This window comes from Gilliamella apis (assembly GCF_002142155.1).
Classification (GTDB): domain Bacteria; phylum Pseudomonadota; class Gammaproteobacteria; order Enterobacterales; family Orbaceae; genus Gilliamella; species Gilliamella apis.
The window spans coordinates 14204-30530 of record NZ_NASD01000004.1; the positions used below are offsets into that span (position 1 = coordinate 14204).

At 35.9% G+C, this 16327-nt stretch carries 14 protein-coding genes; 11 read left to right on the forward strand and 3 right to left on the reverse strand.

The window, feature by feature from the left end; all coding sequences use genetic code 11:
* Positions 1–42: 42 nt before the first annotated feature.
* Entirely contained in the window at positions 43–435 is a 393-nt protein-coding gene (locus tag B6C84_RS02855) for an RnfABCDGE type electron transport complex subunit B (RefSeq protein ID WP_065578483.1), read from the reverse strand.
* Positions 436–449: 14 nt separating this feature from the next.
* Positions 450–2156, reverse strand: coding sequence for a formate--tetrahydrofolate ligase (locus B6C84_RS02860; protein WP_086319939.1), 1707 nt, complete (start codon positions 2154–2156; stop codon positions 450–452).
* A 145-nt stretch (positions 2157–2301) separates the two neighbouring features.
* On the opposite strand from B6C84_RS02860, the gene sohB reads away from it, so the two are divergent.
* The 11 genes from sohB to B6C84_RS02915 all read left to right on the forward strand — a co-directional run bounded on the left by sohB (position 2302) and on the right by B6C84_RS02915 (position 15733).
* Positions 2302–3390: a protease SohB gene (gene sohB / locus B6C84_RS02865; protein ID WP_065578481.1), complete on the forward strand. Its 1089-nt coding sequence runs from the start codon at positions 2302–2304 to the stop codon at positions 3388–3390.
* Positions 3391–4049: 659 nt separating this feature from the next.
* A complete protein-coding gene (locus B6C84_RS02870) occupies positions 4050–5414 on the forward strand; it encodes a hypothetical protein (RefSeq protein WP_086320977.1) in 1365 nt (454 codons plus the stop codon).
* A 587-nt stretch (positions 5415–6001) separates the two neighbouring features.
* Positions 6002–8443: a ribonuclease R gene (gene rnr, locus B6C84_RS02875; RefSeq protein WP_086320978.1), complete on the forward strand. Its 2442-nt coding sequence runs from the start codon at positions 6002–6004 to the stop codon at positions 8441–8443.
* 3 nt (positions 8444–8446) lie between these two features.
* Entirely contained in the window at positions 8447–9199 is a 753-nt protein-coding gene (rlmB, locus tag B6C84_RS02880; protein ID WP_065614063.1) for a 23S rRNA (guanosine(2251)-2'-O)-methyltransferase RlmB, read from the forward strand.
* Positions 9200–9226: 27 nt separating this feature from the next.
* The gene (locus tag B6C84_RS02885; protein ID WP_133052213.1) at positions 9227–9820 is read left to right on the forward strand and encodes a hypothetical protein; all 594 of its coding nucleotides are present in this window, start codon (positions 9227–9229) and stop codon (positions 9818–9820) included.
* A gap of 278 nt (positions 9821–10098) precedes the next feature.
* On the forward strand, positions 10099–12195 hold the full coding sequence (locus B6C84_RS02890; RefSeq protein WP_086320980.1) for a BglG family transcription antiterminator: 2097 nt from the start codon (positions 10099–10101) through the stop codon (positions 12193–12195).
* Between the two features lie 21 nt (positions 12196–12216).
* Positions 12217–12519 carry a PTS sugar transporter subunit IIB gene (locus tag B6C84_RS02895; RefSeq protein ID WP_034882681.1) on the forward strand — a complete coding sequence of 101 codons (303 nt, stop codon included), beginning with the start codon at positions 12217–12219 and terminating at the stop codon, positions 12517–12519.
* Positions 12520–12539: 20 nt separating this feature from the next.
* Positions 12540–13829 (forward strand): PTS sugar transporter subunit IIC, encoded by a 1290-nt coding sequence (locus tag B6C84_RS02900; RefSeq protein WP_086320981.1) that lies wholly within the window; start codon positions 12540–12542, stop codon positions 13827–13829.
* Between the two features lie 13 nt (positions 13830–13842).
* On the forward strand, positions 13843–14244 hold the full coding sequence (locus tag B6C84_RS02905) for a hypothetical protein (RefSeq protein WP_086354068.1): 402 nt from the start codon (positions 13843–13845) through the stop codon (positions 14242–14244).
* Between the two features lie 11 nt (positions 14245–14255).
* Positions 14256–15113 (forward strand): class II fructose-bisphosphate aldolase, encoded by an 858-nt coding sequence (locus tag B6C84_RS02910; RefSeq protein ID WP_086354069.1) that lies wholly within the window; start codon positions 14256–14258, stop codon positions 15111–15113.
* Between the two features lie 11 nt (positions 15114–15124).
* Entirely contained in the window at positions 15125–15733 is a 609-nt protein-coding gene (locus tag B6C84_RS02915; protein ID WP_086354070.1) for a zeta toxin family protein, read from the forward strand.
* A 31-nt stretch (positions 15734–15764) separates the two neighbouring features.
* Here B6C84_RS02915 and B6C84_RS02920 read toward each other — a convergent pair whose 3' ends face one another.
* The gene (locus tag B6C84_RS02920) at positions 15765–16304 is read right to left on the reverse strand and encodes a 5-formyltetrahydrofolate cyclo-ligase (RefSeq protein ID WP_086354071.1); all 540 of its coding nucleotides are present in this window, start codon (positions 16302–16304) and stop codon (positions 15765–15767) included.
* Positions 16305–16327: the final 23 nt, after the last annotated feature.

Sequence of the window (16327 nt, forward strand, 5' to 3'; positions counted from 1 at the left end):
GCAAGTTTAACTTGTTAGTTTAAATTAGAAATGAAAACCTCGCTAATTAGCGAGGTTTTTTTTGGCTTTAACTCTGGCGATAGCATCGGCAATTGATTGCTTGCGATCTTTTTGTGTAGTCGTATTGCTTATTGGCATCGACTTAGGAAATAAAATTGTTGGTGGTACCAGTTGATTGTGATTTAATCGTTGCTGTTTTTTTTGCGTCAACAGTAACTCTTCCTGTTCATTCAAGGCAACACCTAGTGTACTTAAGGTAATACAGTCAGTTGGACAAGTATTAATACAATTACTACAAGATGTACAATATTGTGGCAATATGGTATGTAATACTTGTTTGCTTCCTACAATAGCATCAGTAGGGCAAACGCGTATACATTTGCCACAACCAATACAATTTTCTTCATCAATTAACGCTTTATATTGTGTTTGCATAATAATTTTTTAAATTAACTTAAACCAACAATATTACCATCTTTGTCAATATCGATATTTCGATAAGCCGGATTAGTACCAAGGCCAGGCATTGTCATCACATTACCTGCATAAACCCGAATAAAACCAGCACCTGCCGAAATTGCTAAATGGCTGATATCAACATCAAAATCGGTTGGTACATTTTTTAAGTTTGCATCAGCACTAATTGACATTGGTGTTTTCGCGATACAAAGTGGTAAATGATCTAATTTTAATGCTTCAATTTCTTTAATGTTTTTAAGCGCGGTGTCTGATAAATTAGCTTTATTGGCACCATATTTTTTTACCATTGTTTGGATTTTATCTATTAATGGCATACTGTCAGGATAAGGTAACTTGATTTCACTTGGCATATCACACGCTTTAATCACATGTTTAGCCAGTTTTTCTGCGCCTTTACCACCTTGAGTAAATACTTCACTGACTTCACAAGCAAATGCACCGTGTTCAATGGCGTATTTTTGTAAAAATGCTAATTCTTCCTCACTATCATGTGGGAATCGATTGATTGCTACAATCACTTGTAAACCATAACTTTTAGCATTATTAATATGCCACGCTAAATTAGCTGCACCAATTTCAAGCAATTCTACATTAGACTCTGAAATCTCTTTTGGTATGGCTTGTCCTGGCTTGATATTATACTTACCACTATTGGATTTTAAGCTACGCACAGTTGCAACAAGCACTACACAAGATGCCTTGATACCAGCTTGACGGTATTTAATATTAAAGAATTTTTCCATTCCCATGTCTGAGCCGAATCCTGCTTCGGTTATAACATAGTCAGCTAATTGCATAGCAATGCGGTCAGCGATAACTGATGAGTTACCATGGGCGATATTAGCAAATGGGCCTGCATGGATTAATACAGGTGTATTTTCCACTGTTTGCATAAGGTTTGGATTAATGGCATTTTTAAGCAGAACGGTCATTGCCCCAGCAACTTCAAGTTGTTCAGCAGTAATTGGTTCACCATTAGTGTTATAGGCTAAAATAATTCGTCCAATTCGTGCGCGCATATCATGTAAGTCAGAAGCCAACGCCAATATTGCCATCAGTTCAGAGGCAGCGGTGATCTCAAATCCGTCACGGCGTTCAATACCATTGACGCCACCGCCAACACCGACAGTAATATTACGCAGAGCGCGATCATTGTGATCGATAACGCGTTTCCAAACAATACGATTAACATCGATGTTTAAACGTGGTAAACCAGTTTGTGCTGTAAATTCATCACCAAGGCGCTCTTCATGATAAAGACGAGAATCTAATGCCGCAGACGCCAGATCATGGGCTGCAGTTATAGCGTGGATATCGCCAGTAAGATGAAGATTTAATGTTTCCATCGGCAAAACTTCGGCTTGCCCGCCACCGGCAGCACCACCTTTAACGCCAAACACTGGTCCTAAACTAGGTTGACGAATACAAGCGATAGCAGATTTACCTAAATAGTTAAGACCTTCACTCAAACCTATTGTATTAACTGTTTTACCTTCACCTAACGGAGTTGGCGTAATAGCGGTAACTAAAACTAATTTACCATCCGCTCTATTTTGCTTGTCGTTAAGAATTGATAAGTCGATTTTGGCGACATGCTTGCCGTAAGGAAGTACGTATTGTTCAGGAATATTACATTTTTCAGCGATTTCAGTTATTGGGCGTAAGGGCATTTTCATTCTCGTATTGCAATAAATTAGGCTGTCAGTATAAAGAATTTAAAATGCCGAATAAAGCAACAATTTAATCTTTATTGATTTTCGGCACAATCTTTAATTATATTGTTATAATGGGCAAATTTTTAAACTATAGGATAATTGTCAAATGAATTGGTTTTCACAGTATTCGCTTTTCCTGGCTGAAACAGTAACTGTTGTTGTTGCTATTCTAGCAATATTAATATTTATTTTATGTCAGCGTCGAAAATCATCCACAGTTGCTGGCCGAATGTCAGTTAAAGATATAAGCCAAGAGTATGAACAAGCTAAAGATGAAATGTTAATGTCTAGTATGGACGAGGTTGAAGCCAAACAATTCACTAAAGATCTAAAAAAACAAAAAAAACTTGAAAAGAAACAGGCTAAACAAGCAGCTAAACTAAATAAGAAACAAACAGATACTGCGGCGTCGGACGATACTGTAAAATCACCCGAGACAACGTCTGCTTTACAGACAAAACCTAAACTGTTTGTTCTATCATTTAATGGTAGTATGGATGCGCATGAAGTTGAAGAGTTGCGCCAAGAAATTACTGCCGTATTAGCTATCATCAAACCAGAAGACGAAGTTGTGGTGAAACTTGAAAGCCCAGGTGGGGTAGTGCATGGTTATGGGTTGGCCGCTTCGCAATTATTACGATTTAGAACACGAAATATCCCTTTTACTGCGGTGGTAGATAAAGTTGCCGCCAGTGGCGGCTATATGATGGCATGTACTGCTAACAAAATAGTTGCAGCGCCATTTGCTATTGTTGGTTCAATTGGGGTAGTTGCGCAAATTCCTAACTTTAATCGATTACTTAAAAAGCATGATGTTGATATTGAATTGCAAACAGCAGGCGAATACAAGCGAACTTTAACCATGTTTGGTGAAAACACTGACGAAGGTCGTCAAAAATTCAAGCAAGAATTGGAAGAGACTCATCTATTATTTAAAGACTTTGTAAAAGAGTATCGACCTAATATTGATATTGAACAGGTTGCTACAGGAGAACATTGGTTTGCAACACAAGCTAAAGAAAAGGGTTTAGTTGACGAAATTAGTACCAGTGATGATTTTATCTTATCGCATTTAGACACGCATAAAATCATTGCAGTTAACTATCAACGAAAACAAAAGCTATCAGAAAAACTCTCGAAAAATGTTGTAAAAGGCATGGAAAGGTTATTCTTTAGACAAGGAAACGGACTATAACAGTCCGTTTTTTTATAAATGTCTCAGCTAAATTTATTACAACCCAATCATAAAATTTGCAAAATCTCATCAAGATAATCGTTAAAGTTGATATTTTTTAACAATGATTAATTAACTTCAAAATAGCTTATTTTTAAGAATTTTAATGGTAAAAATTAGCTTAATTACTGAATATCGACAACTTAAAAAGAGCAACGAGTTATAGATAAATATTTAGATAATTTATTGCTTAGTGATCTATTCTACGGACAATTTTTTAGCAAAAAAATAAGAAATAAGGCAAAAAATATAGGTTTAAAAAATTAAATACCTTTACAAAAATTAACAATTTAGAGGTAAAAAAAATTGCATACTTTTTACTTAATCTCTATACTTTTCCTTATTCTTATTAAAGTGAAATTACTGATTAGTAGTTAGTCAATTAAACGAAATAAATTAATATAAAACATTAATTTATTTGACATGGACTTTATTATGAGCTATAATTTTAACACCAAACACCAAACACCAAACCTGCCCAAACCAATAATTTAAATTCGCCTAATTTTAGCAATCAAGGTTTAATATTTCGTCAGAGTTTATTCCTCCACCAAAACTTAAGAAATTTTTTTAGTTCGATTTTATTTAAGCCAATTTTTTCGGTATTAGCGCTTGTTTTATTGCTACTGTTATCATTTAGTAGTCAGTCTTTAACCGCTAGAACAACTCATATTATTCATGGTAATGCGCCATACTTAACTTTTGATGGTGGTCAGACTCGAGTTACTGATACAACTAAATTATTAGGTATTATTTTATCGGATGGAAGAACGTTTACAGCAAATAATAATTCGTCAATAACACCAATAATCTTGCCAAATCTTGGTGAAACTTTAGCTAATGTAGATATGCTGGTACCAATTGGTGCAGATTCAATTTCATTAACTTCAATTATTGGTTCGCCTTATAATTATTGGGGGGATGATGACGGTGATGGTCAGGAAAATAATGGTATCTCTGCTACAGGTTATTTAAGTTTAACTATTACTGACAAAGATAATCAAACTGTATCTCGTAATTCAACTTTAGATATTTGTAGAGCACCTTATAAAATCACATTAACCAGTAATGATGGTATACTAAGTACCCAGTATGGCGTACCTAGTAGTAGCCATTTTGCAGGTAGTCATGCGACGTATTACATTAATCCCAACGAATCATCAAAAGTTTGCTTTGTTGCTCCAATATTATTTCCTGGTTCAAATACAGAGGTTAATGGTATCGATTTTCGGGGGCCTCCTTCTATATGGCTTGCCAATAAGGGGTTTATTCCTCAGTCTACAACGCTATCAACTTACAATTTGAATTTTCCTACTACAGGAATGCATGATTTGTACTTTGACCTAGATATTGGAGGAGCAAGAGTTTTAACATGGGACTCGGTCGAACGGGGGGGAATTACCGCGACGTTAATCCCTGATTCAACAGGTTCACGTGTTACTGTCAAATTAACGGGGCCCAGTGCAAAAGATTTTCAATTAAATTCTGATTTACCCGGTAGTGTAGCAAAGCCTGTATTACCACAAACATTTGAGTTAGTTGGTAAAGATAGGCAAGGTAATCCTTTGATAAAATATGGTTTTCAATTAAAACAATGGTATGTCCATCGAGGTGCAAATAATTACTATACTTATCCAAGTACCTTATCATGGTGCAGTAATATTGGTTATCGTCTTCCTCAAATTAAAGATTTAACTAATGCTATTTGTGCAGGACCTTGGTGGGATGAGGAATGTCAAGGTTCGGTTAGTGCAACTCCATCTTCAAACGGTAATAACTTTCAACGTGTAATTGGCGGAGGATTCTTCTCGGAGTGGGGACAAATGGACAAATATATTAGTAGTTTTTATGATAATCACAATTACTGGACCATCGATTTTGTAGAAACAGATCGTTTAAGCCATTTTTCCGTTCACTCGAATAATGGTCACATTGCTCGGCATAAAAATGAAGTTGTACTCAGAGGTATGTGTACTACCCCTTAATTTTTTGTTAGAAAAATATAAGAGAGTACTAGCAAATTGCTAGAGAATTTCAACTATTCAGGAGATTAAAATCACATAGCCTTCAGTTTTACCTGAGGGTTTAAACAAGAAAGTTGAGGAACGGGGTTTTTTGAGCACTAAATGTCCACAAATTTTAGATTTTAATTAAAATTTTGCTAAGAAATAATGGTTTTGATATCTGATATATTATTTTTTAATTACTAAAATATTTTGAGTCAATTATTGCTTAATTGGCAAAAAGATAAATATGGACAATCAACTGAACAACATTTTATAGATACGCTACAAAGAAAAATTGTTTCCAGTTACGCGTAGCGTACTGGGGCAATTTTTTCGGTCAAAAAATAAGCAAATAAAACTAAATAACAGGTATAAATTATATTTATACTTTATCTAGATAAAGTACCTTATCAGCATCTCCTATTTATTAATCATGAATCTTAAGAGTTAATAATTATAAACACGTTGAGAATAAAGGCTTTTGCACTGCAAAAAAGTAATCTTGATTTTAAGTTATGCAACTCTATGCTATGCTTAACCTAATATTCGATCAAAGGACGTTCCATATGATAAAAGATCCATTTTATGATCGTGAGGCGCAAAAATATGATTCGCCGATCGCCAGCCGTGAACTGATTTTGGACTATCTCACCAAAGAAGCAAAACCAGCTAATTTAGATAAGATAGCCCAAGCAGTATCAATTAAGAATGATGAACAAAAAGAAGCATTACATCGAAGATTGCGGGCGATGGAACGTGATGGCCAAGTGGTGTTTACACGTCGTAAGTGTTATGCCTTACCGGAAAAATTCGATATGGTTAAGGGTAGTGTGATTGCACATCGTGATGGCTATGGTTTTCTGCGAGTTGAAGGTAAGCCGGAAGACTATTTCTTGTCACATGAGCAGATGAAAAAGGTTTTACAAGGTGATGTTATATTGGCTCAGCCAATCAACAGTCAATACCGAGGTAAGACTGAAGCGCGCGTGGTGCGGATTTTAGAACCCCGCACTAATCAAATTGTTGGTCGTTATTTTGTTGAGCAAGGCGTTGGCTTTGTGGTGCCGGATGACAGTCGTTTGAATTTTGATATTTTGATCGCCGGTAAACCAAATCGTACTGTCAGAATGGGCTCGGTGGTTGTGGTTGAATTACAGCAACGACCTGAGCGTCGTCAAAAAGCAGTCGGTATTATTAAAGAAGTTCTTGGCGAGATTATGGGAACCAATTTAGCTATCGATATTTCATTACGTAATCATGAAATCCCTTATGAATTTCCTAAAGTGGTTGAAAAAGAGGCTAGCAAATTTAGTGAGCAAGTGCCAGAAAGCGCTAAAAAAGGCCGTAAAGATCTACGCGAGTTGCCGTTAGTAACCATTGATGGTGAAGATGCCCGTGATTTTGATGATGCGGTCTATTGCCAGAAAAATCGCGGCGGTGGCTATCGATTATGGGTAGCAATTGCTGATGTGAGTTATTATGTTCGCAACGGTAAAGCTTTAGATAAAGAGGCTTGCTTACGAGGTACGTCAGTCTATTTTCCATCACGAGTGGTGCCAATGTTACCAGAAGTGTTATCTAATGGCCTTTGTTCTCTCAATCCACAAGTTGATCGTTTATGTTTAGTCTGTGAAATGACAGTGTCAAATAAAGGACGTTTAACTGGTTATCAATTTTATGAAGCAGTAATGAACTCTCATGCACGCTTAACTTATACTAAGGTTGCCAAAATTTTAGAAGGTGATAAAGAGTTACGTGAGCATTATCGAGAGTTAGTACCTCATCTTGAAAATCTTTATGGCTTATATAAGGTATTAGATAATGCTCGAGTTACTCGTGGCGCGATTGGTTTTGAGTCAGAAGAGCCAAAATTCATTTTTAATGCAGATAAACGTATTGAGAGTATTGAATTAGTCCAGCGTAATGAAGCACATAAAATTATTGAGGAGTGTATGATTTTAGCCAATGTTGCTGCGGCAAAATTGGTCATTAATGCTGAGATTCCGTCTTTATTCCGCGTGCATGATAGACCTGATGAAGATCGCATGAATAATTTACGCAGTATTTTAAGTGAACTCGGTTTATCACTTGGCGGTGGTGCAAATCCAACACCTAAAGATATTGCCAAATTAATGGTTGATGTTGAAGCAAGACCCGATCATGAGATGTTACAGACTGTAATTTTACGCTCAATGAAGCAAGCAATTTATGATCCCGAAAATCGTGGTCATTTTGGTCTAGCGCTTGACGAATATGCCCATTTCACATCGCCAATTCGTCGTTATCCTGATTTATTATTACATCGTGCCATTAAATGGGTACTAGCGAATGAACAACATAAAACCAGTAAAACTGGTGGGCATCGTTATACCACTAGCGAAATGCTTTATTTTGGTGAACACTGCTCAATGACTGAACGTCGTGCGGATGAAGCCGTGCGTGATGTCGTTGATTGGCTAAAATGTGACTATATGCAAGATCATGTTGGTGAGGTATTCAATGGTACTATCTCTAGTGTGGTTAATTTCGGCTTTTTTGTCCGGTTAGATGATCTGTTTATTGATGGTTTAGTGCATGTTTCGTCACTGGAAAATGATTATTATATTTATGATGCATCACGTAACCGTCTAATTGGTGAGAATACTCACTTTAGTTATCGTTTAGGTGATAAAGTTCAAGTAAAAGTCGATAATGTTAACCCAGAAGAGCGTAAAATTGATTTTTCTTTGGTCGGCAGTAATAATAAGCCACAACGCCAAGGTAAGACGGCAAGAGATAAAGCTAATAAAGCTGATATAAGTTTTGCTGCTGATTTACCAGTAAAACGTAAAGCTAAAAGTCCAACAGATAGCAAAAAGAAAAAAGCGAACGCTAAAGTAGCAAATAAAGCAGAAGCTAAAGTAAAAAGTAAAAAGCGCACAAAAGCTAAAGCAAAATCTAAAGCGGCATCTAAGACTAAATCTAAATCAGCATCGACATCAAGTAATAAGAGAAAAAAGAGTAATTAATAGATGAGTGAAACAGTATACGGTATCCACGCCATTGAAGCATTGTTAACGCGTGCGCCAGAAAGAATTATTGAAGTTTTTATCGCTAAAGGTCGAGAAGATAAACGCTTGACTGCACTTGTTCAAGAATTAGAACAGTTAGGTTTAACAGTGAAAGTAACCAATAGACAATATCTAGATGAAAAATCAAAAAATGGTGTTCATCAAGGTATATTAGCGATGGTGAAACCAAGCCGTGGTTATCAAGAAAATGATATACCACTACTGATGGAACAACATCCCAATCCGGTTATTTTAATTTTAGATGGTGTGACAGACCCACATAATTTAGGTGCCTGCATTCGTACCGCTGATGCCGCTGGTGTCAATTTTATTATTGTGCCAAAGGATCGCTCTGCACCACTTAACTCAACCGCACAAAAAGTTGCTTGTGGAGCTGCAGAAAGTGTGCCTGTAGTTAGAGTTACCAATTTAGCTCGAACTATGCGGATGTTACAAGATGAATATCAAGTCTGGATTGTAGGTACTGCCGGTGAAGCAACCAGCACACTTTATCAGACCGATTTTTATAAAAGTTCAAAAAATTTATCACTGGCCTTAGTAATGGGGGCTGAAGGTGAAGGTATGCGCCGATTAACTAAAGAGCATTGTGATGAGCTAGTCAGTATTCCTATGGCAGGAATTGTCTCTTCACTTAATGTTTCGGTGGCGACGGGTGTTTGCTTATTTGAAATTGTTAGACAAAAAAATAGATAGTTTGAGTGATATATTATGTTAGGATTTTTGAAAAAACTTTTACCCAGCAAAAAAACACAATCTTTATCAGAACGAGACTTAAATGGTCGTAATAATGTTGGTTATCCTACCATGCAACTATCTCGTGAAATTGATAGTTTAGTTAAGTCGAAATATAGTGCAGCTAAACCTATTATTAATTTGTATAAAGATACATTGTTTTTTAAATGGGGACCGAGTTTTTTCAATGATAAATTGTCTGATGAACAGCTTGCTAGTTTATCTGGGCGAAATGTTCAAATGGTCTATTTATTACTGTTTCGTGATATGTTGAGGCACATAGCAAGCTTTGCTAAATTTAAGCACTTTGCGGATGATTGGCCAGAACAATTTGCCCAAGAGCTATTAGATAACTGTAAAATGCTTAGCGATAGTGATGATGTAGATATTGCTAAAAAGCAATATTTATTTGCTAATACTGAGCTTTATACCGTAGATAATCCGATTGATCCAAAACATCCGGAAACTACGGAAATACCTGATTGGACTATACCATTAGCCGAATTAGTGATGTTAAAATCAGACATGATTTATCATTGTCATCGTCCGCTAATGGCAGCTATTCTGAAAAAGAAAAAATGATCTAGCCTATCATTTATTCAATTTTATTTAGTGGCAAATGCATAATTTTTTGATTCATTTGCCATAAATTTGCCTTCGATATGGCATAGTTAGTATGCCGTTATTGATATATTCTCCTGCCTTTAAATCACCTTATTGTTAAAAAAACACCGCCATCTTAACTTTAAATACCTAATCCATAATTAATTTTTGCAATGATTATTTGCAAAAATACCAACTAGGTATGTCACTATCACTCACTTATACTAAATTTATGAAGTAAATAGGTGAATGATTTTATGCGAACAAGAACAATTGCAGTATTTAGAAAATTCATATCTATTGATTATCCATTAACTATTGATACATTGTCGGAAGAGTTTCAGATAAGTACTCGTACAATGCGAAATGAGATACGAGAAATAAATGATTTTTTACATAAAAGAGCGTTGCCACTTATCTCCTCAATCCGTAATAAAGGTTTTATTATCAAGGGTACTAATGAACAAAAGCAATTAGTTAAGATTGCCTTACAACAATTACCCGTTTCCCCCATTTTAAGCAAAGAAGAACGTCAATTTGATCTATTGTTAGCTATTGCTTTTTCAGTTACACCTATCATTTTAAGCCAAAAAGAGAATAGTTATTATGTTTCTAAAAGTGTGTTAGACGAAGATATTCGTAAACTTAAATTGCGTTTAAAAAAATATGATATTGAGTTGGTGAGTCAACCTAAATTAGGAATGCAATTAGTTGGATTAGAACGTTCAATTCGTTTGATGATGTATGAGGTGATAAATCAATATGCCAGTAATCTCAATTATGAGCAGCCGTTAAAAGAGTTAAATTTAATTCAACAGTTGTTATTTAGTTACATTCCGCAAATGTTGATTAATAAATTATTTGAGCTTGCTGAACAAACAATGAGCCAAGTTCATGATGAAATTTATAAACAGCAAATTGTTATTTTTACTGCAATTTGGGTTATTCGTAATCAACAACATCACCATCTCACTAAGATTCGATCTGATTTTATTCATAATGATTCCGGCAGTATTAGCCAATTTATTCGGTTGGTTTGTCAGCACGCAGCTTTACAAGTTAGTCGTCAAGAACAGCAATATATCATTTATATGTTAGAGACCTTTAATACTAAGGATATCAATAATTCTATCGATTGGTTAAATGCACAATTATTGGCGATTAAATTGGTCAATTATGTTGAGGAAAAGACACAAATTCCGTTTTCTATTAAACAAGAACAGTTATACGAAAATTTATGTAAGCATTTAGCCGGGTTAATCGCACGGGTGAGCAATAATATCCATATTATTAATCCGTTATTAGATAATATTAAACAGAATTATGGTGTTATCTATTCGGCTATTGCACAATTTATCCAAAATCTTGAGACCACTTTAAGCAATAAAGTATCTGAAGATGAAGTTGCTTTTTTAACCATTCATTTTTCTGCTTTCGCCAGTGAGATCAACCAAGAGCGAAGTTACTATTTTAAAGCGGTGGTCATTTGTGATCACGGTATTGCGACCTCTAATCTTTTAGCTCAATCACTTAAAGAATTTTTCAATATCGAGATTTTGGCGATTTTGGCTCGTAATGATCAGCATTTATTGAAGCAACTTGATTTCGATTTGATTTTTTCGACTTTTCCATTATCACATTATGAACATCCTGTTTTGGTGTTAGAACCCATATTAAAAGAAAAAAATCACCCTATCATTACAGATTTTTTAGCTAAAAATCGTGATCACCAACGTATGGTTAATCACTGCACTGATGCCACTGATCTTTTTTATGCTTTAGTTAATTTAATTGAAGAGAGTGGCGGTGTGGTGTCTGCACCAATTTATAACCAATTGGAGAAGTGTTTAGCTATCAATAATCTTAAAATCAATAAAAGGAAAATCCAACCTATGTTGAAAGATATTCTTACCGATGATGACATTATATTGCAACAAACTTGCTCTAATTGGCAGCAAGCTATCACTTTTGTTGCTCAACCGCTTTTGCAGAAAAACTATATTTCAAAAAATTATGTCGATGCCATGATTAGCTCGCTTGAACAATATGGTCCGTATATCGTTATCGGCAAAAATTTGGCATTAGCGCATGCTCGGCCTGAAGATGGTGTTAATCAATTAGGACTTAGTGTGATGACCATGCGTGATCCTGTCGATTTTGGTAATCAGGATATGGGGCCAGTTAAGATTATATTTTGTCTGGCGGCTATCGATTCCTTTTCTCACCTCAATATTATGCGCAGTTTGATTGAACTGATTAATGATGAAAGTAAGCTTGATCGCTTATTAATGTGTCATTGTGTCTCGCAATTTAAAGCGATTTTATTTAATGAACCAACCCCAGCTTTAACTTAATAAGCTATAGGAGGATCCCCGATGAGTCAGTTATCTATTTTATTTGTTTGTGGTGCCGGTCTTGGTAGTAGTTTTGCTGCCCAAATGGCAACTGAAGATGTACTAAAAGCTAAAGGTATTGATGCCAAATTAGATCATACGGATATTTCTTCTGCCGCGTCGATGAATGTCGATATTATTATTACCGCAGAAAATTTCCGTTCGCAATTTGCCAAATTTAATATCAGTGACCACACCTCAATTGTGTACCTAAAAAATATCGTTTCGAAGTCGGAAATTGATGAAAAATTAAGTCCAGTCTTGCAAGAGAAAGGATTGCTTTAATAAGCAAAAAGGAGAGCATTATGAACGTAATTAACTTCATTATTGATAATATTCTAACTCAAGCATCTATCACAATTAGTTTAATTGCTATGCTTGGTCTTATTCTGCAAAAAAAATCGGTAGGGCAAACCATATCAGGAACACTAAAAACCCTACTTGGTTTTCAAGTGCTCAATGCCGGATCAAGTATTATTGTTGGTAGTTTGAGTTATTTTGGTCAAATTTTTACAGCTGGCTTTGATATGCAAGGCATTATTCCTTCCATTGAGGCAATCAATGGTCAAGCCATGAATCAATTAGGTTTGGGTAGAGATATTGCCTTAACCTTTTTAATGATATTTATTTTTAATATTTTAATTGCCCGTTTTACTCGTTTTAAATATATCTTTTTAACTGGCCAGGCTATTCTTTGGATGGCAACCATGACAACCGTGTTTGGTAGTTTCGCTGGTCTTTCAGGTGTGAGCTTGATTTTAGTCGGTGGTGTTATTGGTGCACTTTTTGCCGTCTTTATGCCAGCGATTGCTCAACCTATTATTCGTAAAGTTACTGGTTCGAATGATATCGCACTTGGGCATTTTTGTACTATTGGTTATCTGTTCGAAGCGGGTGTTGCTTATGTTGTTGGTGAGAAAGGGGAAAATAAACGTTCAATTGAAGATATAAAATTACCAAAATCGTTTGAGTTTTTACAAGATACCTATTTATCAGTTATGGTGGTAATGCTGCCTTTATATATTATCACCGTGCTTTTTGCGGGTGAAGAATATGCTTCGACACTATCTGGCGGTCAAAACTATATTATTTATGCATTTACTCAAGCAATCATATTTGTAGTTGGTATTTATGTGTTGTTAGCCGGAGTTAGGTTATTACTGGGTGAAATCGTGCCAGCTTTTAGAGGGATCGCCATGAAGATTGTTCCTAATGCAATACCTGCGCTTGATTGTCCAGTGTTTTTCCCCTATAGCCCTAATGCCGTTATTCTTGGTTTTATTACTACCACTATTGGTACGGTAATTGCGATGTTAACTTTACCTTTCTTTGGCCTTGCGATGATTCTTCCTGGCATGCTAACTAACTTTTTTGCTGGTGGTACCGCGGGGATCTTTGGTAATGCCGTAGGTGGACGTCGTGGCGCTTTAATTGGTGGAATAGCCCATGGGATATTTATCACTTTATTACCCGCACTGTTAGTCACTATCTTTAATCAAATGGGATTTGTTAATGCCACAGCGACTGATGTGGATACCGTTACGGTGGCCTTGCTTTATGCTTGGATTTTGAGCCCATTATTGAAGAATTTTTAATTAAGAGGTGACCATGTTTAACTTTTTTAAAAAGAATAAACCATCTGTTCAAATAGAAGCATCAACTCTAAGAGAGCTTACAGCTGATGAGATTGCTCAAATTGAACATCAGATTAATGGACTCAAACAACAACTTACCCATACCGATGATGTTCAATTATTGGCCAGTTGTAATGAACAAATAGGAATACTGTATAACCAGTTAAGGCGTGTTGATTTGGCTATGGAGTATTTAGAAACCAGCATGCAACAAAAGAGATCAATTGGTGAAGGATATAAAATCCTAATGAGTTTGTATAACCATAAACGTGCAGAGGCAGCAAAATCAGGATCAATTACCGATATCGACTTTTGGATGAATAAAATGGATGAAATGCGCAATATTGCCAAATTAGCTACAATTCAACGAAATTAAAGGAAAAAGTTATGTACACTACACTTAAAGCGGTAACCGAATTAGCGACTAAACTTAATTTTACTGTTGGCGCATTTAACACGCATAATTTAGAAATGCTACCCGATATGCTTCGAGCGGCGAAAGAGGTTGGCGCACCGATTATTATCCAAACAAGTGTTGATACCGCTCGTTATATTGGTTTTAAAGTCTTGGTCAATACCATAAAAGCCATCGCTGATGAAGAAATTGTCGATGCGGTTTTGCACCTTGATCATGCTAAAAATTTTGATGATATCAAACAGGCGATTGATAGTGGATTTACCTCGGTTATGTTTGACGGCTCATCCTTACCGTTTAAAGAGAATATACTAAAAACTCGAGCTGTGGTTGAATATGCCCATGCTCGAGGTGTGTCGGTAGAAGGCGAGCTTGGTACTATAGGTGGCACCGAGGAGGGCATTCACGTTGAAGTTAACGATAAAGTTTACACTAGACCTGGTGATGCTTTGGCCTTTGTACAGGCCACAGGAATTGATGCTTTAGCGGTAGCAATCGGGACTAATCACGGTCAGTTTAAATCGAAAACTGAAGTCAATATTCCGTTACTTAAAGAGATTCATGCAATGGTTGATATTCCATTAGTTATTCACGGTGGTACCGGTGTGAAGGAGGAAGATTATCCTGAGCTGATTAACAACGGCATTCGTAAATTCAATGTCGGTACTGAGTTGTTAGTTAATTGGACACAAGTTGCTAAAGATCAGTTTGCTCAAACTGAAGTTAATAAGTCGCTAAGGCATAATGTGATTCCTGCTAATCAAGCAGTTAAAGATATTGTCAAACATAAAATGAGTTTGTTTCTCAATGTTAATCATCGTATTAACTAAGGTAATCTTATATGCCAAAATATTTGATCTTACTTGCTGGTTGTCCTTGTACCGGAAAAACATATTTGATCCATCTATTGCAGCGACAATTCACCAACAGTTTGCTGTTGACGCCCGATGAAGCAAAGGAGTTGTATGCCGACTCCGTTGGGTTTAATTCACTTGCTGAGAAAAATGCCTTAGAACAAAAAGTTTGGCATTTTTATTACGGGGTGTTGCAGTGGTATATGGATGCTGGCAAGAAGATCATTATTTCGGAATATCCATTTAGCGATAAGCAAAAAAATCAGTTAAACGATTTTGCTAATCGCTACCATTATCAGGTAATAACCATTCGCTTGGTGGCTAATTTTGATATTCTTTGGCAACGCCGATATAAGCGTGATCGCTCTTTAGAACGTCATTTATCGCATATTATGACCCACTATCATTATGGTGACGAATTAGCTGATCGTAATCTTGCCGATGATTTGATAACCAAAGAAAAGTTTTATCAAATTTGCCATGATAGACAATATGATAAATTTGCATTAGGGACATTGTTTGAAATGAATGTAGATGATTTTAGTAAAGTAAATTATGCTGATTTATTGAATAAATTGAAAAAGATTATCACCTAATGAAATATAGAGGACGAATTACCTTTAGCCTTTAAGCATAAATTATTTCTGGCAATTTGATATCCCAAGGTTGATTATCAATCTTGGCTAATTTTTGGCAGGCAAATGCGAGCCCAATCGGTAAGATTTGCTGCTTTTGGTAATTGGCTAATGCTCGGTCATAATAGCCTCCACCCATCCCCATGCGATAACCGCGCTCGTCAAAAGCCACCAGTGGGGTAAAGACAATATCAAGTTGCTCTATCGTTATGCTACTGGTTTCATTGATTGCTGGTTCTAAAATGCCGAATTTATTTTTTATCAATGGTGTATTCGGCGAGTAATTTAAAAAGAGTAGTTGCTGTTCAGCTATCGGTACCGGTAAATAGACCGATTTGTTTTGTTGCCATAGATATTCAATAATCGGTTTAGTATCGACTTCCCCATCAAATGACAAAAAAATAGCGATGTTTTTAGCTTGATTTAAAGCTGGATGAGTTTCAATTTTTTGATAAATAATTCGCTGCGCATTATTGCGTTGTTGTGGAGATAATTCACGTCTTTTTTGACGTATCGCTTGCCGAATATTCATTAGTTATCTATTGAAAAAGAGAA